The 23,485-nt window shown below is 57.0% G+C and carries 23 protein-coding genes; 19 read left to right on the forward strand and 4 right to left on the reverse strand.

Annotated elements, in window-relative coordinates; translation table 11 throughout:
* Window positions 1–12: 12 nt before the first annotated feature.
* Complete coding sequence (locus LWH94_RS06040; protein ID WP_232901544.1) at window positions 13–1,539, reverse strand: WS/DGAT/MGAT family O-acyltransferase; 1,527 nt, start codon at window positions 1,537–1,539, stop codon at window positions 13–15.
* A 93-nt stretch (window positions 1,540–1,632) separates the two neighbouring features.
* On the reverse strand, window positions 1,633–2,547 hold the full coding sequence (locus LWH94_RS06045) for a LysR substrate-binding domain-containing protein (protein ID WP_232901545.1): 915 nt from the start codon (window positions 2,545–2,547) through the stop codon (window positions 1,633–1,635).
* 303 nt (window positions 2,548–2,850) lie between these two features.
* On the opposite strand from LWH94_RS06045, the gene LWH94_RS06050 reads away from it, so the two are divergent.
* Entirely contained in the window at window positions 2,851–3,837 is a 987-nt protein-coding gene (locus tag LWH94_RS06050; protein WP_232901546.1) for a glutathione S-transferase family protein, read from the forward strand.
* A 36-nt stretch (window positions 3,838–3,873) separates the two neighbouring features.
* On the opposite strand, the gene ispB is transcribed toward LWH94_RS06050, so the two are convergent.
* Window positions 3,874–4,842 carry an octaprenyl diphosphate synthase gene (gene ispB, locus LWH94_RS06055; protein WP_232901547.1) on the reverse strand — a complete coding sequence of 323 codons (969 nt, stop codon included), beginning with the start codon at window positions 4,840–4,842 and terminating at the stop codon, window positions 3,874–3,876.
* Window positions 4,843–5,083: 241 nt separating this feature from the next.
* Here ispB and rplU point away from each other — a divergent pair, with 241 nt between their 5' ends.
* The 4 genes from rplU (at window position 5,084) to proB (ending at window position 8,172) form a co-directional block, all read left to right on the forward strand.
* Window positions 5,084–5,395 (forward strand): 50S ribosomal protein L21, encoded by a 312-nt coding sequence (gene rplU, locus LWH94_RS06060; protein ID WP_094625716.1) that lies wholly within the window; start codon window positions 5,084–5,086, stop codon window positions 5,393–5,395.
* A gap of 35 nt (window positions 5,396–5,430) precedes the next feature.
* Window positions 5,431–5,691: a 50S ribosomal protein L27 gene (gene rpmA, locus LWH94_RS06065; protein WP_022987754.1), complete on the forward strand. Its 261-nt coding sequence runs from the start codon at window positions 5,431–5,433 to the stop codon at window positions 5,689–5,691.
* 136 nt (window positions 5,692–5,827) lie between these two features.
* Window positions 5,828–7,021, forward strand: a complete 1,194-nt coding sequence (gene cgtA / locus LWH94_RS06070) for an Obg family GTPase CgtA (RefSeq protein WP_232901548.1) — start codon at window positions 5,828–5,830, stop codon at window positions 7,019–7,021.
* Between the two features lie 26 nt (window positions 7,022–7,047).
* A complete protein-coding gene (gene proB / locus LWH94_RS06075; RefSeq protein ID WP_232901549.1) occupies window positions 7,048–8,172 on the forward strand; it encodes a glutamate 5-kinase in 1,125 nt (374 codons plus the stop codon).
* 247 nt (window positions 8,173–8,419) lie between these two features.
* Here proB and rpsT read toward each other — a convergent pair whose 3' ends face one another.
* Complete coding sequence (gene rpsT, locus LWH94_RS06080) at window positions 8,420–8,689, reverse strand: 30S ribosomal protein S20 (protein ID WP_022987757.1); 270 nt, start codon at window positions 8,687–8,689, stop codon at window positions 8,420–8,422.
* A gap of 267 nt (window positions 8,690–8,956) precedes the next feature.
* Between rpsT and murJ the strand changes: the two genes are divergently transcribed.
* The 14 genes from murJ (at window position 8,957) to LWH94_RS06155 (ending at window position 23,480) form a co-directional block, all read left to right on the forward strand.
* Window positions 8,957–10,546: a murein biosynthesis integral membrane protein MurJ gene (gene murJ, locus LWH94_RS06085; RefSeq protein WP_269802496.1), complete on the forward strand. Its 1,590-nt coding sequence runs from the start codon at window positions 8,957–8,959 to the stop codon at window positions 10,544–10,546.
* Window positions 10,547–10,664: 118 nt separating this feature from the next.
* Entirely contained in the window at window positions 10,665–11,633 is a 969-nt protein-coding gene (gene ribF / locus LWH94_RS06090) for a bifunctional riboflavin kinase/FAD synthetase (protein WP_232901550.1), read from the forward strand.
* Between the two features lie 33 nt (window positions 11,634–11,666).
* Window positions 11,667–14,486, forward strand: a complete 2,820-nt coding sequence (ileS, locus tag LWH94_RS06095; protein WP_232901551.1) for an isoleucine--tRNA ligase — start codon at window positions 11,667–11,669, stop codon at window positions 14,484–14,486.
* A complete protein-coding gene (gene lspA / locus LWH94_RS06100) occupies window positions 14,486–15,010 on the forward strand; it encodes a signal peptidase II (protein ID WP_232901552.1) in 525 nt (174 codons plus the stop codon). The genes ileS and lspA overlap by 1 nt, the downstream gene beginning before the upstream one ends.
* Before the next feature lie 5 nt (window positions 15,011–15,015).
* On the forward strand, window positions 15,016–15,468 hold the full coding sequence (gene fkpB / locus LWH94_RS06105; RefSeq protein ID WP_022987762.1) for an FKBP-type peptidyl-prolyl cis-trans isomerase: 453 nt from the start codon (window positions 15,016–15,018) through the stop codon (window positions 15,466–15,468).
* Between the two features lie 2 nt (window positions 15,469–15,470).
* Window positions 15,471–16,424, forward strand: a complete 954-nt coding sequence (gene ispH, locus LWH94_RS06110; RefSeq protein WP_232901553.1) for a 4-hydroxy-3-methylbut-2-enyl diphosphate reductase — start codon at window positions 15,471–15,473, stop codon at window positions 16,422–16,424.
* A 165-nt stretch (window positions 16,425–16,589) separates the two neighbouring features.
* Window positions 16,590–17,216, forward strand: coding sequence for a pilus assembly FimT family protein (locus tag LWH94_RS06115; RefSeq protein WP_232901554.1), 627 nt, complete (start codon window positions 16,590–16,592; stop codon window positions 17,214–17,216).
* Window positions 17,210–18,115, forward strand: a complete 906-nt coding sequence (locus tag LWH94_RS06120; protein WP_232901555.1) for a PilW family protein — start codon at window positions 17,210–17,212, stop codon at window positions 18,113–18,115. Before LWH94_RS06115 ends, LWH94_RS06120 begins: the two co-directional genes overlap by 7 nt.
* The gene (locus LWH94_RS06125) at window positions 18,112–19,338 is read left to right on the forward strand and encodes a pilus assembly PilX family protein (RefSeq protein ID WP_232901556.1); all 1,227 of its coding nucleotides are present in this window, start codon (window positions 18,112–18,114) and stop codon (window positions 19,336–19,338) included. Before LWH94_RS06120 ends, LWH94_RS06125 begins: the two co-directional genes overlap by 4 nt.
* Before the next feature lie 14 nt (window positions 19,339–19,352).
* Window positions 19,353–21,083 carry a type IV pilus modification PilV family protein gene (locus tag LWH94_RS06130; RefSeq protein ID WP_232901557.1) on the forward strand — a complete coding sequence of 577 codons (1,731 nt, stop codon included), beginning with the start codon at window positions 19,353–19,355 and terminating at the stop codon, window positions 21,081–21,083.
* Window positions 21,084–21,488, forward strand: coding sequence for a type IV pilin protein (locus LWH94_RS06140; RefSeq protein WP_269802497.1), 405 nt, complete (start codon window positions 21,084–21,086; stop codon window positions 21,486–21,488).
* A 29-nt stretch (window positions 21,489–21,517) separates the two neighbouring features.
* Window positions 21,518–21,931, forward strand: coding sequence for a type IV pilus modification PilV family protein (locus LWH94_RS06145; protein ID WP_232901558.1), 414 nt, complete (start codon window positions 21,518–21,520; stop codon window positions 21,929–21,931).
* Window positions 21,931–22,944 carry a PilW family protein gene (locus LWH94_RS06150; RefSeq protein WP_232901576.1) on the forward strand — a complete coding sequence of 338 codons (1,014 nt, stop codon included), beginning with the start codon at window positions 21,931–21,933 and terminating at the stop codon, window positions 22,942–22,944. Before LWH94_RS06145 ends, LWH94_RS06150 begins: the two co-directional genes overlap by 1 nt.
* A 2-nt stretch (window positions 22,945–22,946) precedes the next feature.
* Complete coding sequence (locus LWH94_RS06155) at window positions 22,947–23,480, forward strand: pilus assembly PilX family protein (protein WP_232901559.1); 534 nt, start codon at window positions 22,947–22,949, stop codon at window positions 23,478–23,480.
* Window positions 23,481–23,485: the final 5 nt, after the last annotated feature.

Here is a 23,485-nt window from a genome sequence, read left to right on the forward strand (position 1 = left end):
CGGCCTTTTCACTTAGCGTTTGAAGCGCTTCAGACCATTCTTCAGAAAACCTTCCATGTAGTTCATCAGTTCGTCAGTCAGGCTCTGGCTGCCGCTCGCCGGCAACTCGTTACCTTCATCCGGGCCCAGTGAGGCGACCGCCTCTTCTATGCTGGCCAGGCTTTCCTCGGTTAACGCTTTAAATGCATCGCCATCCGCCACCACATCCGGGCACAGGGTGAAGTTGAGGGTCAGCTGGCCCTGATAGCTCACCGCAACAATTACCAGCCCCATGCTGTCGAACAGCGGTGCACTGTTGAACTGCTGTACCAGCCTGGCGCCTTGCAGGAACAGTGGCACCTGTGGGCCAGGTACATTGGTAATGGGCAGGTTGAACAGGGGCTGGTAGCGCTGGGCCACCTGCAGTTCCGAATACAGCCGGGCCGAGAGCGCCAGCAGGGTAGAGGGCAGCAGTTCGGTGAGCCGGTCGGCGGCAATGGCTTCGCGGTAGGGTTCCGAATCCACCGCGTTGCGGTGAATGCGGCGAATCCGCGCTGCCGGGTTTGGCTCGGTGGTGGCCAGGTCCAGCAGCATGGCAGACATCTGGTTGCCGGTAGCCCGTCGCAGACTACTGGAGCGCACGGAGATGGGGGTCATGGCAACCAGTGAGCGGTCGGTGCCGTTATCCTGCGCAAGCAGGTAGCGGCGCAGGATTTCGGCACACAGGCCCAGAACCACATCGTTCAGGGTTACGTCAGCCAGGCTGGATTTGATGGCTTTCAGCCGGGACAGACTTACCTGGGTGGAAACCAGCCGCCGGTTGGCGGTGATCTGCCGGTTAAACGGGCTGTGGGGTGCGGTGAACAGGGGTAGCGGCAAGGGCAGCTTGCGAAGCTGCCTGTGGACGAGCCCGCGAGCGGTGACTTCGGCGGCATTGTAAGCCAGCGAGGCAAACTGCATCGGGGTTTTCAGCATATTGGCGCCGGCCTGCAGAAATACCCGTTCTTCAGACGGTTCCGGCCGGGGCAGCCAGGGCCGGGGCTGGGGAATGGCGCGCGGCTCTGGCGTGTATTCCAGCAGCTTGCCCATGATTTCCTCGCCACTGAAGGCATCGATAGCCGCGTGGTGCAGCTTTACGATCAGGGCAAAGCCTTCTTTCTCGCCTTCCCGGTCGTCCAGCTTGAAGCCATCCACGAAGGTGATATGCCACAGCGGGCGGTCCCGTTTCAGGGGTTCTTCCAGGATTTTGGAGGCCAGCGACATCAGGCTCGACTGCTTGCCATGTTCGCCCAGGTTCACATAGGCCAGGTGCCGCTCGATGCTGAAATCCGGGTCATCAATCCAGTAGGGGCGCCCCAGGCGCAGGGGGATTTCCTTGAGCTTCTGGCGGAACAGGGGAACCACGTGCAGGCGGCTGCTCAGATACGCGACAAAGGTGCTGAATGCCAGGGGGTATTGCAGGTCGCTGGCGTCGAACAGATACACGCCGCCAATATGCATGGGCGTGGTTTCCGACTCCAGGTACAGGAACGAGGCATCCAGTTCCGACAGCTGACGCATTGAGCGCACTCCCTTGTGTGTCACTTTTAAAGATGCGGGTGGCCGAGTATATCGCAAACACCCGGGCTGCCGGTTGGCCAGGCTGCCCGGGATTTATTCCGGCTGAAGCCAGTTCTGGATGCCGTTGTCATTGCCCAGGTAATCCCAGAACCACATCAGGGCCTTGCCCTTGTCTTCGCTGTGCCGAGCCAGGTGGATGGCAATGGCCGGCCTTGGTTCGTGCACTTCCTTGGCAACCAGTGAACCACGGGCAAGCTGTTCTCGGATGCGGGGCACCGGTAACCAGCCTACCCCCAGTTCGGCCTCTTGGGCCGCAATTTTCTGATCAATATTACTGACCGTAAGCGTTCGCTGCCTGCGGAAAATACCCGCATGGCCGGGTGGTAGTGACAGGGAAGTATCTGCCGCAACGGCGGCCGGATACGGTGCAATATCCGCCTCTGCCAGAGGCTCTTTCGCGTTTGCCAGCGGATGGTTGGCGGCCACCGCAAACACAAACGGCACCTCGCCCAGCGCCTTGGTAGTAAAACTGCCGGCCGGCTTGCTGAGCTGGTCTGCACCCACAATCATATCCACCCGCCGGCTTTGAAGGGCATCCCAGGCACCGGCGAAAACCTCTTCCACAATCTGCACATCCACCGGCACGCCCAGCTGGTAAAAGGCCTCGATGGCGGGAAACAGGCAGTCTGCCGGCATCAGTGAGTTAAACCCGATCCGCAACCGCGTTTCCCAGCCTTCAGCCACCTGGCGGGTGGAGTGGGCCAGGTTCTCCGCTGCCTCAAGCAAAGACCGTCCTTCCTCCAGAAGGTAACGCCCCGCCGGAGTCAGCACAGCTTTGTGGCCGCTACGGTCAAAGATACTGACGTTGAGATCTTCTTCGAGCTTCTGAACCGTGTAACTGATGGCCGAAGGCACCCGGAACAACTCCCCCGCCGCCCCGGCAAAACTGCCCTTGCGGTCAATGGCGTCCAGTACTTTAAGTGCGTCTATGGTGATGGCTGTATGCATGTTCGAATAATCTGAAAGTGTTTGCCAGAAATGCTTGCTATCAGCGTAGCAGGGCAGGGGTTAGTCTGTCCTCAGGTTGTAGAAATTCTTTGCCACGGAATCCACGGAAGGACACGGAAAAAAGAAAAATGATTTGCCACGAAATCCACGAAAGAACACGAAAGGAAAGGACAAAGACTTTATGTGCTTTTAGTCAGTAATCTTTGTTCGTGTTTTTTCGTGGATTTCGTGGCAAAAAAATCTTTAAGTCTTTTCTTTCCGTGTCCTTCCGTGGATTCCGTGGCCAAAAACAAGGAGTCCCATATGGGCTTACTAGTAGACGGCAAATGGCACGACCAGTGGTACGACACTGGCAAAACCGGCGGCAAGTTCGAGCGTGAGGCTGCCCGCTTCCGGAACTGGGTCACCGCAGACGGCTCCGCCGGGGCGGTAGGTGAGGGTGGCTTTGCCGCCGAGAGTGGGCGTTATCACCTGTATGTGTCCATGGCCTGCCCCTGGGCGCACCGGACCTTGATCTTCCGCAAACTCAAGGGCCTGGAGCCGCACATCGGTGTGTCTGTGGTACACCCGGATATGGTCGAGAACGGCTGGGAATTCCGGCCCGGGGATGCGGAGCATCAGGACCACCTGTACAACTCGGATTTCATGCACCAGATATACACCCGCGCGGCGGCAGATTATTCAGGGCGGGTGACGGTGCCGGTGCTGTGGGATAAGCAGCAGGAAACCATCGTCAGCAATGAATCCGCCGATATCATTCGCATGTTCAATTCGGCGTTTAATGAGCTGGATGGCGTGAATGCCGAGCTGGACCTGTATCCTGAAAGCCTGCGCAGTGAAATCGACGCAGTAAACGAGCGGGTGTACGACACGGTCAACAATGGCGTATACAAGGCCGGTTTCGCCACCGCCCAGGATAAATACGAAGAGGCCTACAAGGCGCTGTTTGAATCACTGGACTGGCTGGAAGCGAAACTGGAGAGCCAGCGCTATGTCACTGGCAGCCAGATCACCGAAGCTGACTGGCGCTTGTTCACCACGCTGATCCGGTTTGATGCGGTGTATTACAGCCACTTCAAATGCAATCGCCAGCAGATTCGTGATTATCCGAAACTGTCCGGCTATTTGCGGGAGCTGTATCAGGTGCCGGGCGTGGCGGAGACCGTGGACATCCGCCAGATCAAGCAGCATTACTACGTGAGCCAGCGCACCATCAACCCCACCCAGATCGTGCCGGTGGGGCCGGAGCTGGATTTTAGTTCGCCGCATGGGCGTGATGGTTTGAACTGAGCTTACTGAGAAATAAGCGCGTGGGGCTCTCGCAGCTCAGCTGACCCGGGCAACAGCCACTTCGGTCAGCAGCTCCAGTGATTGCCGGTGCTCGGTCTCCGGCAGGCAGGCCAGCAGGTCTTTCGCGATCTGCGCCTGCTCTTTCGCTTTCGCCATGGTGTATTCAATGGCGCCGGAGGCCTTCACGATGTCCAGAACCTTCGGCAAGTCGTCCAGTCCACCCTTGCGAATAGCCTGGCGAATCAGCTGTCGCTCTTCGTCGCTGCCGTTGGCCATGGCGTAAATCAGGGGCAGGGTGGTCTTGCCTTCGGCCAGGTCATCGCCCACGTTCTTGCCCATGGCTTCGGCATCGCCCAGGTAATCCAGTACGTCGTCCACCAACTGGAATGCCAGGCCCAGGTGCTTGCCGTAGTCTTTCAGGGCGGCTTCCTGTTCCGGGTCCGCTCCGGCCAGCAGTGCGCCGGTGTGGGAAGAGGCTTCGAACAGCATGGCCGTCTTGTTATGGATAACCACCATGTACTGGTCTTCGGTGAGGTCCGGGTTCTTCACGTTCATCAGCTGCATCACCTCGCCCTCGGCAATCACCGCCGTGGCGTGGGACAGCACGTTCATGATCGGCAGGCTTTCCAGCTCCACCATCATCTCGAAGGCCCGGGCATACAGGAAATCACCTACCAGCACGCTCGGGGCGTTGCCCCACTTGGCGTTGGCGGTACTGCGGCCCCGGCGCATGTCGGAGGTGTCCACAACGTCGTCGTGCAGCAGGGTGGCGGTGTGCAGGAATTCAATGACAGCTGCCAGCTTCAGATGGTCGTCCTGGCCGTAGCCCGCGGCCCGGCTGGACAGCAAAACCAGTAAGGGCCTCAAACGCTTACCGCCACTCTCAATAATATAGTGGGCGATTTTCTCCACCATCGGGACATCCGAGGCAAGCCGCTTGATAATCAGGTCATTAACGCGGCTGAAGTCATCCGCCACGGTGTCATGGATACGCTGGGCTGTCATCGGGCTGAAACGTCCCTTGCTGGTGTTTTCGTTGAGTTTTCGGGCAGGTCGCGGCAATGCTAGGTATTGCTGCCTACAGTGTCAACTTGAACCGGAATCCGGCTTGTATTGCCCGGCGGCTTTTCGTACAATCACGCGCCCAACTCATCCCAACCTGCGCTCCCTGCAATAGGGTCGCCAGAGCGCTTCCCTTAGAACCAGGTGGATAAGAGCAGGGATGGGTCAATCGCGGAGACTATGAATGTACGCAGTTATTGTTAGCGGTGGTAAGCAGCACCGTGTAAAGGAAGGCGAAACTCTGAAGCTGGAAAAGCTGGAAGTTGAAACCGGCGGCTCTGTTGAGTTCGATCGTGTTCTTCTGGTTGCCAACGGCGACGACGTAAAAGTTGGCGCTCCGGTAGTTGAAGGCGCCAAGGTTACCGCTGAAGTGGTTAGCCATGGTCGTCACGACAAGATCAACATCATCAAGTTCCGTCGTCGTAAGCACCACATGAAGCGTCAGGGCCACCGTCAGTGGTTTACTGAAGTAAAGATCACGGGTATCCAGGGCTAAGCTCTCGAATAACCCCTTAATGAAGGAGGCTGGTAATGGCTCATAAAAAGGCAGCAGGTAGTACCCGTAACGGTCGCGATTCCGAGTCTAAACGACTTGGTGTCAAGCGCTACGGCGGCGAGACTGTAACTGCAGGCAGCATCATCATCCGTCAGCGTGGCACTCGTTTCCACGCTGGCAGCAACGTAGGCATTGGCAAGGACCACACCCTGTTCGCGAAAGCGGAAGGTCAGGTGAAGTTCGAAACCAAAGGCCCGCAGAACCGCAAGTTCGTAAGCATCGTTCCGGCTGCGTAAGCAGCGGCGATCCGGTTCTGTCGAACCTTGGGTTTGCCTGATATGCTGATCTGATCAGCCCTCAGGTGAATCCGGAGCCCCGCAAAGCTTCCATGAGGCTGCGGGGCTTTTTAGTTTATGCAAAGGCAATTGGCGTATGAAATTTGTAGACGAAGCCACCATCATTGTTGAAGCCGGCAAGGGCGGCCATGGCTGCCTGAGTTTCAGGCGGGAAAAATACGTGCCGAAAGGCGGCCCGGACGGCGGCGACGGCGGGGATGGCGGTTCCGTCTATCTGGAAGCAGACAGCGCCCTGAACACGCTGATCGATTACCGCTTCCAGCGCAAACACAAGGCCCAGAACGGCGAGCCCGGCTCCGGCCGCAACTGCACCGGCACCAAGGGCGAAGACCTTGTGTTGCCGGTACCGGTTGGTACTACCGTGGTGGATATGGACACCCACGAAGTTCTGGGTGACCTCACCAAGGAAGGCCAGCGCCTGAAAGTGGCGCAGGGTGGTTTTCACGGCCTGGGCAATACCCGCTTCAAGTCATCGGTTAACCGCGCGCCGCGCCAGACCTCCAAGGGCTCTGAAGGCGAGTTGCGCAACCTGCGCCTGGAGCTGAAAGTGCTGGCGGATGTTGGTTTGCTGGGTTTGCCCAATGCCGGTAAGTCCACCTTTATTCGCTCTGTTTCTGCGGCCCGTCCGAAAGTGGCGGATTATCCGTTCACCACACTGGTTCCCAATCTGGGCGTGGTCAGTGTGCAGGCGCACCAGAGTTTCGTGATTGCCGATATTCCGGGCCTGATTGAAGGTGCCGCTGAAGGTGCCGGCCTGGGTATCCGATTCCTGAAACACCTGGTGCGTACCCGCTTGCTGTTGCACCTGGTGGATGTGGCTCCCTATGACGGCTCCTCGCCGGTTGAAGCGGTAAGGGCCATCGCCCACGAGCTGGAAAAGTTCAGCGAAACCCTGGCCAGCCGCCCGCGCTGGCTGGTGCTGAACAAAGTGGACATGGTGCAGGAAGAAGACCGCGAAGCGCACTGCAAGGCTATCGTGGATGAGCTTGGCTGGGATGGCCCGGTGTTCTGGATTTCCGCGTTGACCGGAGAAGGCACCAAACCCCTGGTTCAGGCGGTGATGCGCTGGATTGAAGAACAAGCAGAAGCCGAGGCCGAAAACCCGGACTTCGCCGAGCAGGAAGCGGCCCGTCGTCGCCGTATGGACGAAGAAGCCCGCGCCAAGATTGAAGCAGACCGCAAGGCTCGTCGTGCTGCCCGTGAAGACGATGAGGATGACGACTTTGACGACGACGATTACGACGTTGAAGTGGTCTACGCCCCCGAGTAACAATCTGAAGAGACAGTACCGCTACCATGAGTGAACGCCTCCAGCTCCGAAAGGCCCGTCGCCTGGTTATCAAGATCGGCAGTGCCTTGCTTACCAACGACGGAAAAGGGCTGGATGTGGCAGCCCTGGGGCTGTGGGTAGACCAGATCGCTGAACTGATCGGCGAAGGTGTCGAAGTGGTGGTGGTGTCTTCCGGTTCGGTGGCCGAAGGCATGAGTCGTCTGGGCTGGGCAACCCGGCCTCAGCACCTGCATGAACTACAGGCTGCCGCGGCAGTCGGCCAGATGGGTCTGGTGCAAACCTGGGAAGCCCAGTTCAAGCGCCACGACATCCATACCGCCCAGATTTTGCTCACCCACGACGATCTTTCCGACCGTAAACGCTACCTGAACGGCCGCAGCACCCTGCGCACCCTGCTGGATTACGGCGTGGTGCCCATCGTGAACGAAAACGACACGGTGGTGACCGACGAAATCCGTTTTGGTGACAACGACACTTTGGGCGCGCTGGTGGCTAACCTGATCGAGGCGGATGGGCTGATCATCCTGACCGACCAGCTGGGCCTGTTCAACAAAGACCCCCGCAAGCACGAAGACGCCGAGCTGGTAACCGAGCGCAAGGCCGAAGACCGGGAGCTGGATGCCATGGCTGGCGGCGGTGCCGGTGCGCTTGGGCGTGGTGGCATGCTCACCAAGTTGCGGGCGGCAAGGCTGGCGGCCCGTTCCGGTGCCTTTACCGTGATTGTCGGTGGTCGTATCGAGCACGCCATTGCCCGCCTGCGCCAGGGCGATGTGATCGGTACCCTGTTGCTACCGGAGCAGGGCAGAATGGCCGCCCGCAAACAGTGGATTGCCAGCCACCTGCAAACCCGGGGCAAGCTGACCCTGGATGACGGTGCGGTAAAGGTGTTGCGCCAGGGCGGCCGCAGTTTGTTGCCGGTCGGTGTGAAAGCCGTCACCGGGCAGTTCCGGCGGGGCGAGATGGTGTCTTGTGTTGATCTGAATGGTAAAGAGATTGCCCGTGGGCTGGTCAATTACGATGCGGACGAAGCTAGGGCGATTGCCGGTCGCTCAAGTGATCGCATTGCCGAGGTGCTGGGTTACATCTCCGATGAAGAGATGATTCACCGGGATAACCTGGTGGTGGTCTAGTGTCCCGTCTGGCTAATTCCTTAATCTACTGAGCTTCTGAGAAGCCGAAGAGCTAGGCGTGCTGGTGAAGGTTTGGTGGTTCCAAATCGAGACAGCAGAACGACGCTTTTCGGCTTCTCAGAGTCCTCAGAGGCAAGCAGTAGATTAAGGAATTAGCCAGACGGGACACTAGGCTTTTCCGGCGCTTCAGCCGGATTCCAGGCACAAAAAAACCGGCGCGAGGCCGGTTTTTTTATGAGCGCAAGATTCAGGCAGCTTTCAGGGCCTTGATCTTGGCGTTCAGGCGGCTCTTATGACGAGCAACCTTGTTCTTGGCGAAGATGCCTTTGTTAACCATGCTGTCCAGAACGGGCTGGGCCTGCTTCAGGGCGGCCTGGGCACCTTCGTAGTCGCCAGCTTTGATCTGGGCGTCTACTTTCTTCATGTAAGTACGTGCCATGGAACGCAGGCTGGCGTTGTGCTTGCGGTTTTTCTCGTTCTGACGAGCGCGCTTTTTGGCTTGCGGGGAATTTGCCACCGTAAAACTCCTGAAATTCGTTGCTAAAAAATCGAATATGTTTAGATCGCGGGCGCGCCAAAACCAGCGCGTCGAAATAAATGACGCGGAACTATGCCGCTGAACGCCCGAAATGTCAAGGCCGAAGCCGCCGGTAATCCCTCTGCTCCGGAGGCCTGTGGTACACTCCCGCATCGTCTCACGGGGCCTGGGCCCGCAACAAGCCCCGCCTTGTGGATTACCGAAACGCCAGCCCGGCGCGAACCCAGAATTCCGGACCCCAAAACCATGCCTTCGGAACCCCGACCAACAGAACAGCAGCCTTCCGTTCAGGAACCCCCGAAAGCGCCGGGCTTACTGCGCTCGTCCGGCGTGGTCGGTATTATGACCATGCTGTCCCGGGTGCTGGGGCTGGTGCGGGATATGGTGATTGCCCGCTATTTCGGAGCGGGAGCCGGGGCCGATGCCTTCTTCGTGGCGTTCAAGATTCCCAATTTCCTGCGCCGTTTGTTCGCTGAAGGGGCGTTCTCCCAGGCCTTTGTGCCGGTGTTGTCGTCCTACCGGGAGAACCAGGATATCTCCGAGGTAAAGCGCCTGGTGGATGCCGTGGCCGGCTCCCTCGGGCTGGTGTTGCTGGCGGTCACGCTGGTGGCCATGCTCGGTGCGCCGGTACTGACCGCGGTGTTTGCGCCGGGGTTCCTGGATGATGACGTCAAATTCGCCCTGACCAGCGACATGCTGCGCATTACCTTTCCGTACCTGTTGCTGATTTCACTGACCGCCTTTGCCGGCGGCATCCTGAACAGTTACGACCGGTTCGCGGTACCTGCGTTTACCCCGGTGTTGCTGAACCTGGCCATGATCGCTGCCGCCATTTTCCTGACTCCGGTAATGGATGAGCCGGTAATGGCGCTGGCCTGGGGTGTGTTCATTGCTGGCGCCCTGCAGCTGTTCTTCCAGTTACCGTTCCTGATGCGCCTGGGCCTGCTGCCAAGGCCCCGGGTGGATTACAAACACGAGGGTGTCAGCCGGATTCTCAAGTTGATGGCCCCGGCGCTTTTCGGTGTGTCGGTCAGCCAGATCAACCTGTTGCTGGACACGGTGCTGGCGTCGTTCCTGCAAACCGGCAGCGTGTCCTGGCTGTATTACTCAGACCGGCTGTCTGAGCTGCCGCTGGGTGTGTTCGGTATTGCCATCGCTACGGTCATTCTGCCCAGCTTATCCCGCAAGCACGCAGCGGCTTCGGAAGACCAGTTTGCCGCCACCCTCGACTGGGCCGTGCGGGCCGTTCTGCTGATCGGCCTGCCGGCGGCGGTGGCCCTGGCCCTGCTGGCGGAGCCCCTGATCGCCACGCTGTTCCATTACGGCGAAGTGACCGACCGGGATGTGGCGATGTCGGCCCAGAGTCTTCGAGCGTATTCGGCGGGGCTTTTGGCCTTCATGTTGATCAAGGTGCTGGCGCCGGGCTTTTTCTCCCGGGAAGACACCAAAACCCCGGTAAAAATCGGGGTGATTGCCATGGTGGCGAATATGGCCTTCAATCTGGCGTTGATCGTGCCGCTGGCGCATGCGGGCCTGGCCCTGGCTACCTCGTTGTCAGCCTGGTTAAACGGCTACCTGCTCTGGCGCGGCTTGCGCAAGGAAGGTGCATGGAAGAGCCAGCCCGGCTGGCCGAAGTTTCTGTTACAACTTGCTGTCGCCAATGGCGCGCTGGCCGCAGTCATTCTCTGGCTGAATGTTCCAGTCAGCCAGTGGCTGGCCCTTGGTGGCCTGCAAAGGGCTACGGAAATGACCATTCTGGTGGCCGCGGGTGTGCTGGCTTATTTTGTGGCGTTGGCCGTTGCCGGCGTGCGGATACGGCAATTCCGCCAGAAGTAAGGCGCTGTGATTTCTACCACACCCGCTCCTGGGGTATAATCGCGCGTTTTCTCACCAGCGTATCGCCTCTCGGGCCGGTGCGCCAAAAAGCCAGCTGGCAAGTTAAGGTTCGCAGTACATGCGTCTGATTCGAGGCCTGACCAATCTTAAGCGCCTGTCCGGGCAAGCGGGTTCCCCGCTGGCCGGCGGCTGCGTGGCCACCATCGGCAACTTCGATGGCGTGCACCTGGGCCATAAAACCATTATTGATCAGGTCAAACAGAAAGCTTCGCAGCTGGGCGTGCCTGCGGTGGTGATGATTTTCGAACCGCAGCCCCGGGAATTCTTCGAAGGCGCGGAAGCGCCGCCCCGGTTGATGCCGTTTCGCCAGAAGTTCGAGGCCCTGCTGGCCGAAGGCGTGGATGTGGTGCTGTGCATCCGGTTCGATGAAACCTTCCGCAGCTATTCCGGCATGGGCTTTATTGAAGATGTGCTGATCAGCGGTCTGGGCGTTCGCCACCTGGTGGTAGGCGACGACTTCCGATTCGGTTGCGACCGGGCTGGCGACTTCAAGCTGCTGGAAAGTGTGGGGCAGGAGCGGGGCTTTACGGTGGAGAACACCCGTACAGTGACCGTTGATGGCGAACGTGTCAGCAGTACCCGGGTGCGCAATGCCTTGAATGTGAATGGCCTGGAAGAGGCCGAGCGCCTGCTTGGGCATCCTTACCGCATCCATGGCCGCATTGTTTATGGCCGCCAGTTAGGCCGGCAACTCAACGCGCCCACCGCCAACATTTTGCTGAACCAGATGCCGGCACTGCGGGGCGTTTACGTGGTGCGGGCCCGTCTGGAAACCGGCGAATGGTGCGATGGTGTAGCCAACATCGGCCTGCGCCCCACGGTCGACGGCAAGCGGCCGTCGCTGGAAGTGCACCTGTTCGACTTTGCTGGCACACTTTATGGCCAGCACCTGGAAGTGGTGTTCCGCCATGGCCTGCGGGACGAAGTGAAATTCGACTCTGTTGACGAACTCCGCCAACAGATCGCCCGGGATTTTGACAATGCCCGGGCCTGGCTGGCGGATAACCCCGCCACGCCGGAAACCTGATTCAACTGACCAACCAAGAGTACGCACAAAGACATGAGCGACTACAAGCATACCCTGAATCTGCCGGAAACCGCGTTTCCCATGCGCGGTAACCTGGCCAAGCGCGAGCCGGACATGCTCAAGCACTGGCAGGACCTGAACGTATACGGCAACCTGCGCAAGCAGCGCGAAGGCCGGGAAAAGTTCATCCTGCACGATGGCCCTCCCTACGCCAACGGCAGCATTCACATCGGGCATGCGGTCAACAAGATCCTGAAAGACATGATCGTGAAATCCCGCAGCTTTATGGGCTTTGACGCACCCTACGTGCCCGGCTGGGATTGCCACGGTCTGCCCATCGAACACAAGGTAGAGCAGGAAATCGGCAAAGCCGGTGTGAAGGTGGACTATAAAACCTTCCGCCAGGCCTGTCGCGATTACGCCTCCAAGCAGATCGAAGGCCAGAAAGCCGACTTTATCCGCCTGGGCGTGATGGGCGAGTGGGACAAGCCCTACCTGACCATGGACCCGAAAGTAGAAGCGGGCATCGTGCGGGCGCTGGGCAAGATCGTGGCCAAGGGCCACCTGGTGCGTGGATTCAAGCCGGTTTACTGGAGTGTGGTTGGTCAGTCCGCACTGGCAGAAGCCGAAGTTGAATACCAGGACAAAACTTCTACCCAGATCGACGTGCGTTTCGCCGCCGTGGATCAGGACGCCGTGCTGAACACCTTCGGAACCAGCGAAGGCGAGGGCGATGTCTCCCTGGTGATCTGGACCACCACCCCCTGGACCATCCCCGCCAACCAGGCGGTGTCCATCGGTGCCGATATCGAATACGCACTGGTACAGGTCGATGTGGGCCACGGCGCCGAGCGCATGATCCTGGCCACCGACATGGTGCAGGGCATCATGTCTCGCTGGGGCGTGGAAGACTACAAGGTGCTGGCCAACGTGGCCGGTTCTGCCCTGGAAAACCAGCTGCTGCACCATCCGGTGTACGACAAGCAGGTGCCGGTGCTGTTGGGCGACCACGTCTCCCTGGACGCCGGTACCGGTGCGGTACACACCGCGCCAGACCACGGTATGGAAGACTTCGTGGTGGGCAAGGAATACGGCATTGGCACCCTCAACCTGGTGAAGGCTGACGGCACCTACACCGAAGCCGCTGGCGAATTTGCCGGGGTGCACGTGTACAAGGCCGACGAGCCGGTTTGTGCCGCCCTGGAGCGTGAAGGCAAACTGGTGCGCTCCGAGAAATTCCGCCACAGCTACCCGCACTGCTGGCGTACCAAGACCCCGCTGATCTACCGGGCCACCCCTCAGTGGTTCATCAGCATGGACAAGCTCAACCTGCGCGCCGATGCCCTGGAAGCCATCAAGGGCATCCGCTGGGTGCCGGGTTGGGGCCAGAACCGTATCGAAGCCATGTTCGAGCAGAGCCCGGACTGGTGTATCTCCCGTCAGCGCACCTGGGGTGTGCCGATCACCCTGTTTATCCACAAGGAAACCCAGGAGCTGCACCCGAACACCCAGGAGCTGATCGAGAAAGTCGCCCAGGCGGTGGAAACCGGCGGCATCGACGCCTGGTACGACATCGACCAGAACGAACTGCTGGGCGCAGACGCCGACCAGTACGAAAAAGTCCTGGATACCCTGGATGTCTGGTTTGATTCCGGCGTCACCCACGACTCCGTACTCCGGGTACGCGAAGAACTGGGCCAGTTCCCGGCCGATATGTACCTGGAAGGCTCTGACCAGCACCGTGGCTGGTTCCAGTCGTCCCTGAAAACCTCCATCGCCATGAATGGCGTGGCCCCGTACAAGCAGGTGCTGACCCACGGCTTCACCGTGGACGGCAAGGGCCACAAGATGTCCAAATCCATGGGCAACGTAATCGCCCCCCAGGAAGTGATGAACGAACTGGGCGCAGACATCCTGCGTTTGTGGGTATCTGCCACCGACTACAGCGGCGAGATGACCGTTTCCAAGGACATCCTGCGCCAGACGGCAGACGGCTACCGCCGTATCCGGAACACCGCCCGCTTCCTGCTGAGCAACCTGACCGGGTTTGATCCCGAACAGCACATGGTAGCTCCGGAAGACATGATTGCCTTGGACCGCTGGATGGTAGACCGTGCCCTGCAGCTTCAGAACGAACTGCACGAAGACTACGGCAACTATGCCTTCCTGCGGATTTACCAGAAGGTGTACAACTTCTGCGAAGCCACCCTGGGCGGCTTCTACCTGGACATCATCAAAGACCGCCAGTACACCACCCAGGCCGACAGCCTGGCGCGGCGGTCCTGCCAGACCGCGCTGTACCATGTGGCCGAAGCCCTGGTGCGCTGGATTGCCCCGATCCTGAGCTTCACCGCCGACGAAATCTGGCAGCACCTGCCGGGCAAGCGTGGCGACACCGTGTTCTACGAAACCTGGTACGAAGGCCTGACGGCGCTGCCGGAAGACTTCGAGCTGGGCCGCGACTACTGGCGTGAGATCTACGCCGTGAAAGAAGCGGTTAACAAGTGCCTGGAAGAGGCCCGTGCCCGTGGCGAGATCAAAGGCTCTTTGAGTGCGGAAGTCACCCTGTACTGCGAAGGTAGCCTGGCCGAGCGCCTGAACCACCTGGGTGAAGAACTGCGCTTTGTGCTGATCACCTCCGAAGCCACCGTGAAGCCGGTGAGCGAAGCGGCCGGCGTGGAGCAAACCAACGTGGAAGGCCTGCTGGTGAAAGTAATCCCGGCTTCCCACGCCAAGTGCGAGCGCTGCTGGCACCACCGTGAAGACGTGGGCCAGAACGAGCAGCACAGCGACCTGTGTGGCCGCTGCGTCACCAACGTGGAAGGCCCGGGCGAAACCCGCGCCTACGCCTGATGGACGCTGTCATGACTGAGGGCAGGGCAGGCAGCAAACTGAAGTGGTTGTGGCTGGCGGTACTGGTGGTCGCCATCGACCTGGGTACCAAGGCCATGGCCACCGCCATGCTCACCTACGGTAACCCGGTACCGGTGCTGCCCAGCTTCAACCTGACCCTGCTGCACAACACCGGCGCCGCGTTCAGCTTCCTGGCAGACGCCGCCGGCTGGCAGCGCTGGTTCTTCGTGACCCTGGCTGTTGTGGTCAGCGTGGTGCTGGTGGGCTGGCTGAGAAAACTCAAAGCCCATGAAACCTGGACCGCCATCGCCATCGTATTGATCCTCGGTGGCGCCATCGGCAACGTATACGACCGGGTGGTGCATGGCTACGTGGTGGACTTCCTGCATTTCTACTGGCAGGACTGGCACTTCCCGGCCTTCAACCTGGCCGACACTGCCATCACCATCGGCGCTGCCATGATGATCATCGACGCATTCCGCAAACCCGCTGACAACAGCGGCGATGCCGACAGGAGCAACTGATTCCCATGAAAGAACTGCCCATCGACAAGGGAACCCGTGTAAAACTGCACTTCGCCCTCAAGTTTGAAGACGGCGAAACCGTGGACACCACCTTCGACAAAGAACCGGCCACCCTGGAAATCGGCGACGAAAACCTGCCGGAGAACTTTGAAGCCTACCTGATGGGCCTGAAAGCCGGTGACCACAAAACCTTTGAAGTACCGCCGGAAAAAGCCTTCGGCCAGCACAACCCCAGCAACGTGCAGACCTTCAAGCGCCATGAATTCAGCGCCGACATGGTGCTGGAGCCAGGCGTAGTGGTCTCCTTCGCCGACGCCCGCCAGCAGGAACTGCCCGGCGTGGTCAAACGGGTGGAAGGTGACCAGGTGGATGTGGACTTTAATCACCCGCTGGCAGGGCATACACTGCAGTTTGAAGTGCAGATTATCGACGTTGAACCAGCAGGGCCGACACACTGACTATGCAAATCCGACTCGCTAACCCCCGTGGCTTCTGTGCCGGCGTAGACCGCGCCATAGAAATCGTAAACCGCGCGCTGGACGTGTTCGGGGCGCCCATCTACGTGCGCCACGAAGTGGTCCACAACAAGTTCGTGGTGAGCAACCTGCGGGAGCGCGGCGCGATCTTTGTGGACGAGTTGGACGAAGTGCCGGATGACAAACTGGTGATCTTCAGTGCCCATGGCGTCTCCCAGGCGGTACAGAACGAAGCCGCCCGCCGCGGCCTGAAAGTATTCGACGCCACCTGCCCGCTGGTCACCAAGGTGCATATGGAAGTGATGCGCTACAGCCGCGACGGCCGCGAATGCATCCTCATCGGCCACCATGGCCACCCGGAAGTGGAAGGCACTATGGGCCAGTACGACCACAGCAACGGCGGCGACATCTACCTGGTAGAAGACGAAGCGGACGTACAAAAGCTGGAAGTGAAAGACCCCAGCCGCCTCGCCTACGTCACCCAGACCACCCTCTCCATGGACGACACCGCCCGGGTAATCGACGCCCTGCGGGCCAAGTTCCCGCAAATCGAGGGCCCCCGCAAGGACGACATCTGCTACGCCACCCAGAACCGCCAGGATGCAGTGAAACAACTGGCCAACGACTGCGACCTGATGCTGGTAGTGGGCTCCCCCAACAGCTCCAACTCCAACCGCCTGCGGGAGCTGGCCGAACGCATGGGCACGCCCGCTTACCTGATCGACGAAGCCTCGCAGATTGACCCGCAATGGCTCGAAGACAAATTTGCCATTGGCGTGACCGCCGGCGCCTCCGCCCCGGAAGTACTGGTGGCTGAAGTGATTAGCCGCCTGAAAGAACTGGGCGGAGAAGAGCCCCATGAAGTGGAAGGGCGAGAGGAGAATATTGTGTTCTCCATGCCCCGTGAGCTGCGGATTGATGCCGTCGAGGTTGAATGACCTCGGCGGTGAGGCGGTTTTGATCCGCATCACAAATCTGTAACTTTCCCTGTCGTTTATCGCCCCTGAACGTCCTTTTGTCCGAATAGCCTGGCATTGGTTAAAACTGACCGGCTATTCTCTTCTCGTATGCTGAAAAGGAAAATTTCCAAGGTGCAAATCCCTATGCAGTCCAAACCTGCCCGGAAAAATAGTGGTTTCACGTTAATAGAGTTGATGATCACCCTATTGGTACTGGCCATTGTTGCGTCAATTGCTCTACCGAGCATGAGTTCTTTTTTTGATCGGCACCGCGTTATCTCCGCCGCTGAAGAGTTATACGGTTTGGTGCAGCAAGCCCGAACCGAGTCTCTGGCCCGGTCAACACCGATTTACCTGGTTTTCTCGGCGGATGGTACTGACAACTGGCGTTACGGCATGAGCCAAACCCAGGGGTGTGATCCGTCAGTCGCAAGCCATGACGGTACAGACGCTTGTGTCATTGTCGTGAGTGATGGTGACGGCAATCTGGACCCGGGCGATGGATCGGTGGACACCGGCGACCTGATGCTGATGGTATTCGATAACCAGGATCACCAAGGGGTATTGATGAGCATTGTTGGTGGCGGTAGTAGCGAAGAAATGGAAATCTCCAATCGCCGGGGAGTGATAGAGGACGCCTGGGGAAATAGCCCCTACGCTCTTGAATTTACGTCACCTCAGGGAAAGAACCTGCGAATACAGGTGGGTAAGCTTGGCCAGGTTCGTTTGTGTACACCTGATGACTCAGTGGGAGGGTACTCCTCATGCTGAACAAACAACCTGTAAATTTTTGCACCTCACTCTCCCTAGTCCGCCAAAAAGGTCTGACACTTATAGAACTAATGGTGGGGCTGATCGTCGGCCTAATTGTTATTGGCGGCGTGATGACGGTTTACCTGGCGGTCATAAGTAGTAGCGGTACTACCCTGAAGAGCAGCAAGCTAAATTTGGAGATGGGTGCTGTGATGTCGGTGATGACAAACGATATTCGCCGGGCAGGTATTTGGAATAGAAATTTCGCTGACGAGGGTGTGTCCCTTGAGGACAACCCTTTCTCGGAGGTGTCTTCATCTCCCAATGCCAAAGATGGCACCGCTCTGGAGGTGCATGACTCAATGGCTGATGACAATAATCAGGTTGAAACCGTGAATTTAGCGGACAACCCCGATGACATATATCGACCAAATGGATCAGGCAGTTGCATCGTTTATGCCTATGATTCTGAGGAGGACGATTCAGTCGATAATTCCGACCTGTTCGGTTTCCGGCTCAACAATGGCGCCGTTGAAATGCGCGAAGAAGGCGACACAAGTGGCGACATAAATAGCTGCACGAACGGCACTTGGGCTGCCATGAACGACACCAATGTTGTGACTATTACCGAACTCACTTTTGACTTGCAGCCAGGCTCCACCTGCTTGGTGTCTAACGAGCCCAATGAGCATGATGAAGATGGCAATGGCACGCTGGATAATCCCGAGGAGCTGGATTGTTATCAGACATCCCCCAACGAATCTCTCGGTGGCACCAACGACGAGTTTTATGTCACAGCGGAAACCCGCGTAGTCACCATCACCATGGTGGGGGAGCTTGTGGATGACGAGGAAGTACGGGCAAGCCTAACTCAAAGAGTGCGTGTGCGTAACGATCTGGTGAGGTCATTTGAATGAATAAGCTCAATAGGAACGCCTTACGTTCACAGCGTGGCGCCGCCACTTTGCTGATCACCGTAACCATTCTGGTGTTGATCACGCTGGTAAGCTTTTACACCAGCCGCAGCGTGCTGATGGAGCAGCGGATCACCAATGCGGATGCTCGCAGCAAAGAAGCCTTCCAGGCGGCTGAAGCGGGCATTCGCCGGGCGATGGCGTATCTGACTGAAGATATGGACCGGGATGATAACGGGGAAGTCGACCCGTTGGTGATTGGCTCGGATGGCGAGAATCCGGGTACTTCTAACGTGCTACCCCTGGAAAGTGGTGCAACGACAACCATCACGCTCTTCGGGCCAGATGATGACTTAAGTGGCTCACCCTCCGTAATCCCTACAGACGATGACGATTTTCGTGTAACTATACGGTCAGTTGGGTTAGCGGCAGACGGTTCCGCCACCAGAACGGTCTGGCAAACCATTGCCAAAATCGACCCGTTGCCGAATGTGCCGAATAACCCTCTGACAACAAAAGGCACCGCAGTGATTGGCGGTGCGGCAAAAGTCACTAACCCTGAAGGCCATTCAACCATCTGGGCGGGTGGGAATGTTGATTTAAGCCAGAACAACGCCAGCGAAACAAACATCGCTAACCCGACTAACCCGGATTACCCAGCTTGTATGGATGATGTCGGGGGCTGCAAAGACAGCAGTGGAGATCCTGATGTCATTCAATCCTCTACCCGGGACGAACTCGGCCTGGATGTTGTTGAGTATGATTCCAACCTTTCGTCGCTCTCAGAGGTAGAGTTTTTCCGGAACTTTTTTGGGATGAGCCCAAAAGATTATCGAAAAACGATGGTAACCAAGGATTTATTACCAGCTGAGGCTGGCACTACTGACGGCATGAAGAGCGAAGTAATCTGGATAGAAGGCGACCCAAGTTTTGGTTCAAACAGTGTCATTGGAACTGAGGATAAACCGGTCATTTTGATAATTGATGGTGAGCCTAGCTTCTCGGGTACGCCAGTGGTTAATGGAATTGTTGTGGTGTTAGGTGACGGGGATGTTTCCGGTAATGGTAATGTTTTGGTCAACGGAGCCTTCATAGCCAGCTCTGATTCAACGGATTTCACAGGCTCTTTGGAGGTCATGTATAACTCATCGGTTCTTCAGAAAACCCGAAATAGTGGCCCGGTAGCTGCCTCATCTGGCGGCTGGCGGGACTTTGAGAACAATTAAAGGGAGAAGACGCTATGTTTTTTTCGATGGATAAAAGCGGAGCTTCAAAAGGCTTCTCTCTGATTGAAGCGATGGTTGCGACAGCCGTGCTTGGCTTTGGTTTGATGGCGATTGCAACTTTTCATACCAAGCTGGTCTCAGGCAGTGGAGAAAACAAAGCGCGGTTAGAAGCGTTGGCGCTGGCTGAGGAGAAGATTGAGGAGTTCCGGGCGGAAACAAATCAGGACAACTTTGAGGACCTTTTGGTCAGTGACTTCGATCCGAGCAACCCGATTGATGGTGTTAATGCCGAGTTCTCGCGCTCTTGGGAGGTAGAGCAGCCAGGAAACTATTTTAATGTGGAAGTAACCGTGGCCTGGGAAGATCGAGCCGGTGAAGCAGATTCAGTAACATTAAACAGTGTTCTGACATTCGAAGATCCGACTCTGGCAGCTGCCGCTGCAGAACAAGAGCGTACCTCAGCTATTGCATCACCAACTGGTAAAGCTGTGTTGGGGGGAATCGAGTTTGATGGCGAAGTTGAAGCTACAAACCCGGATGGTATGAAAGAAGCTTTTGATGAGAATGACCGGTTGTTGCTTCGTGATAATGATGAGAACGATGGCTACGACGTCGTTCTCACTCTTCAGGAAGCTTGTAACGTTGACGGCGTCTGTTCAGATTTTGTGAAGATCAACGGCACTATTTATTTTGATGATGGTTTGAAAAATAATTTCAGCTATGACGAAGTGTTTGTCATTGCATCTGATGCGGCTTACTGTAATCGCTATGTAAAAGATGGAGATAGTGCATACTTGTTGGATGATTACTTGGAGGATAATTCGAATAGGTTGCCCGAACGAAATGGGCACAAGTATTTTAATTATACATGCTACCTGGGCGGTGGTTGGAGCGGTAATATTGGCGTGATCTCGCCGGATCCGATCGACGCCTGTATGGGCGATCCAAGCTATGCTGATAACTCTCCGTATGGCCCTCAACGAGCAACAAGGCGTGTTTACAGAGGGATGAAGTATCTCAAGGACGAAAACGGTAACATGGCGGTAGATCCGGATACGAATGTTGGAATCTATCGAACCGTTGGAATTAAAGATGGAGCAGTATTGCCGGCTAGTGATGATGAGCCGCCAATTTATCCCGGGCATGATTTTATGGTGGCAGACTTGGGCGGGAATAAGATCTGTAGAGGGGCGTTAACCAAAAAAGATGCTTCTTTATTTACTGGTGTTCCTGGCGCTTTTGTTTGTTTGAATCCTGACAACCTTGCATTTAATGAAGATTCAGAAGATTGGTCTCTCTACGGTGTTGAGGACAGCTGTCCGTTCAACCCGGCAACGCCCGCATCCAATAAATACACGCTCACCGCGACGGTTAGTATTGAGGGAGTTTCTGATCAAACCAAGCTCGCAAACTTTCGTCTGCGCACTTCTGCCATGACCTGGGAGCAAGCCTTAACGCGCGATCAGGCAGATTCGGTTGAATCTGGCCCAATGGAATTTACGCTCCCTTATTACACCACGACAGAAATAACCGGGAATAAAAACAACCAGACCTTCCAGGAGGTTGGCTGGGATGGGTCGGTAGAAGTGGGCTTCAGGGATGAAAACGGTGAGCCTGTGGATGTGGATGTTTCTTGCACGCCGGAACCGGATAATAGTATCAATTTCCCTGATGGACCGTTTGACTGGATAGGGGACAAAGCTGTCAGTTTCGTGTGCAATGATGATCCTCAGGAGAGTAATTAAATGAACATAAAGCAGCAGGGCTTCACCCTGATTGAGCTGATGATAGTGGTGGCGGTAATTGGCATTCTGGCCGCCATTGCCTATCCTTCCTATCAGAGTTATGTGGAAAAAAGCCGCCGGTCAGACGGCCAGACAACGCTAATGGACTTGCGTCTGGAAATGGAAAAATGGCGGGGGAACAATTCGTCGTATACGTCTGACCTTTCAGTTTCAGGTCTGGATTTTTCCAGTTCCAGCCCTGATGGCTACTATACCATCAGCATAGCAAGCGCCACGGGTAACAGTTACGTCATCGAGGCAGACCCCACCGGGGTCCAGGCGTCTGACACGGACTGTGATCCTCTGAAAATCACGGTGGATAATGCCAACCCATCCGGCTTGCGGGAGCCTGCCGACTGCTGGTAACAAAAATATAGGAACAAAGGAGCGCAAGGATGTGCTTACCCCTCAAAAGTCCAGGCTGCCGGAATTCGCAGCTTGGCTTCACCATGATCGAAGTGGTGGTTTCCCTTCTTATCTTGCTGATTGGCCTGATGGGTGTGATCAGCATGCAGTACCTGGCCCTCAAACAGATCAACAATACACATCTGAGGTCTCAGGTCGCCTTTCATGCTCAGTCCATGGCTGATCTGATTCGTGCCAATAACAGCAGGCCGCTTGGCGCTGACGACCTGAAGGCCTGGGAACAGCAACTGGCTCACGATATTCCTTCGGCGAAAGGCGAAGTTGTTTTTAATTCAGGTGCCGCTGTTTCTTCGGCCGTTATTTCGATCACGTGGCCGGAAAGACAACTCCACAACGATGTCGAAGAGCAAACCTTTACCGTAACCGCGAGGCTAGGTGAGTGATGCGGATCATTCATCGCGGTTTCACGTTAGTAGAGGTGATGATTGCGCTGACCTTGTCTTTACTTCTGGTGGCGGGCCTTACCCGTATTTTTCTGGCCAACAAGCAAACCTTTGATGTGGCGACAGCCAGTGCCCGCACTCAGGAAAACGGGCGCATGGCCCTGTCAGTTTTATCCCGTGCAATTCGCAACGCGGATTACTGGGGGTGCCAGGGATCAAAAGAGGTATTACAGGGCCGTGTCACGAGCCTGCTGAATGAGAACAGTGGGTCAGAATTCGGCTTGCTGTTACGGGGTCTGGATGGGGAGAACGGTACAGGGCCGGATCAGTCTGATCAGCTGATACTAGGTGGCCTTGCCAGTGGAAGTGGGGTGAGCGTGACTCAGCAGCCGAGCCCCACGGCAGCCAACCTGAAAGTACAGGATGCGAGTGGGTTCGCTGAAAACGACATTGTTGTGGTGACCAATTGTCACCGGGGACACATGTTTCAGGTAACCAACGTGAACAGCAACAATGGCGTTCTGGTTCACAACACCGGCAATGTCAGTGAAGGGCCAGGTAATGCCACGAAGACCATCACTCCTTCCTATAACGACGATCCCCGGGGGGCGATGGTTTATTTGCCCGACCAAAAAATATTTTACCTCAGAGACAACACCAGAACGGGGCACCGTGAATTGGTGTTGGACGGTGTGTTGCTTGACCCTGTTGCGCTGTTGGAAGGCGTTCGGGACTTCCAGTTTGAATTGGGGCGCGATGCCAATGGCGATGGGCGCGTGGATGTCTGGTCTCCGCCAGGCGATCCGGATCACGCTGATCAGGCCGTTGTTATCAGGATGAGCTTTTTAGTCCGCTCCGGAATCCAGGGGCTGACCGATGGCGATCAAAGTTATTGTTATCCAGGTTGGCTGGATTGCTTGGCTGACCCGTCGCTGGAGACAACAAGCGGCGAGAATGACACCTTTCTTTATCGCGTGTACACCGCAACAACGGCATTACGAAATCGGATTTAAGGATGCAAACCAACAGGATGTTGATCGGTGGGCGGGAATCTGGCGCAGCGTTGATTCTCTCCATGTTGCTATTGCTTGTTCTCACACTACTGGCGTCTTCCACCATGCAGAGCAGCATTATGCAGCAACGAATGGTGGCTGGAATGGCTGGTGGGATCGCCTCGATTGAGATTGTCGAGTCCGGTTTGCACGATGCCGAAAAGTTCCTTGAGGGTATCGGCACGCTGGCCGTTTTTGACGGGACGGATGGGCTGTATGGCCCTTCAGACACGGCGCCGGGGGCTTTAACCCATGATTGGGAAAGCGGCGTTGGCGTGCGCAGCGCGACAGCTATTTCTGGCACTGCTCCGAAATACTTTATTCAGCATGTGGGTGACTTGACCAGAACAGATGCTGTCACTGGTCTTGCGGTTGAAGGGTACGGCCATACCCGGCCGCAGGTGAATGCACAGGCCTTTCGGATTGTGGTGTGGACAGCTGGCGCAAACGAGAAAGGCCAAAGGCTGATAGAGAGTTATTACGCAAGAGAGATGTGATTGAA

The sequence above is a fragment of the Marinobacter sp. G11 genome, from assembly GCF_021282325.1.
Classification (GTDB): Bacteria; Pseudomonadota; Gammaproteobacteria; order Pseudomonadales; family Oleiphilaceae; genus Marinobacter; species Marinobacter vinifirmus.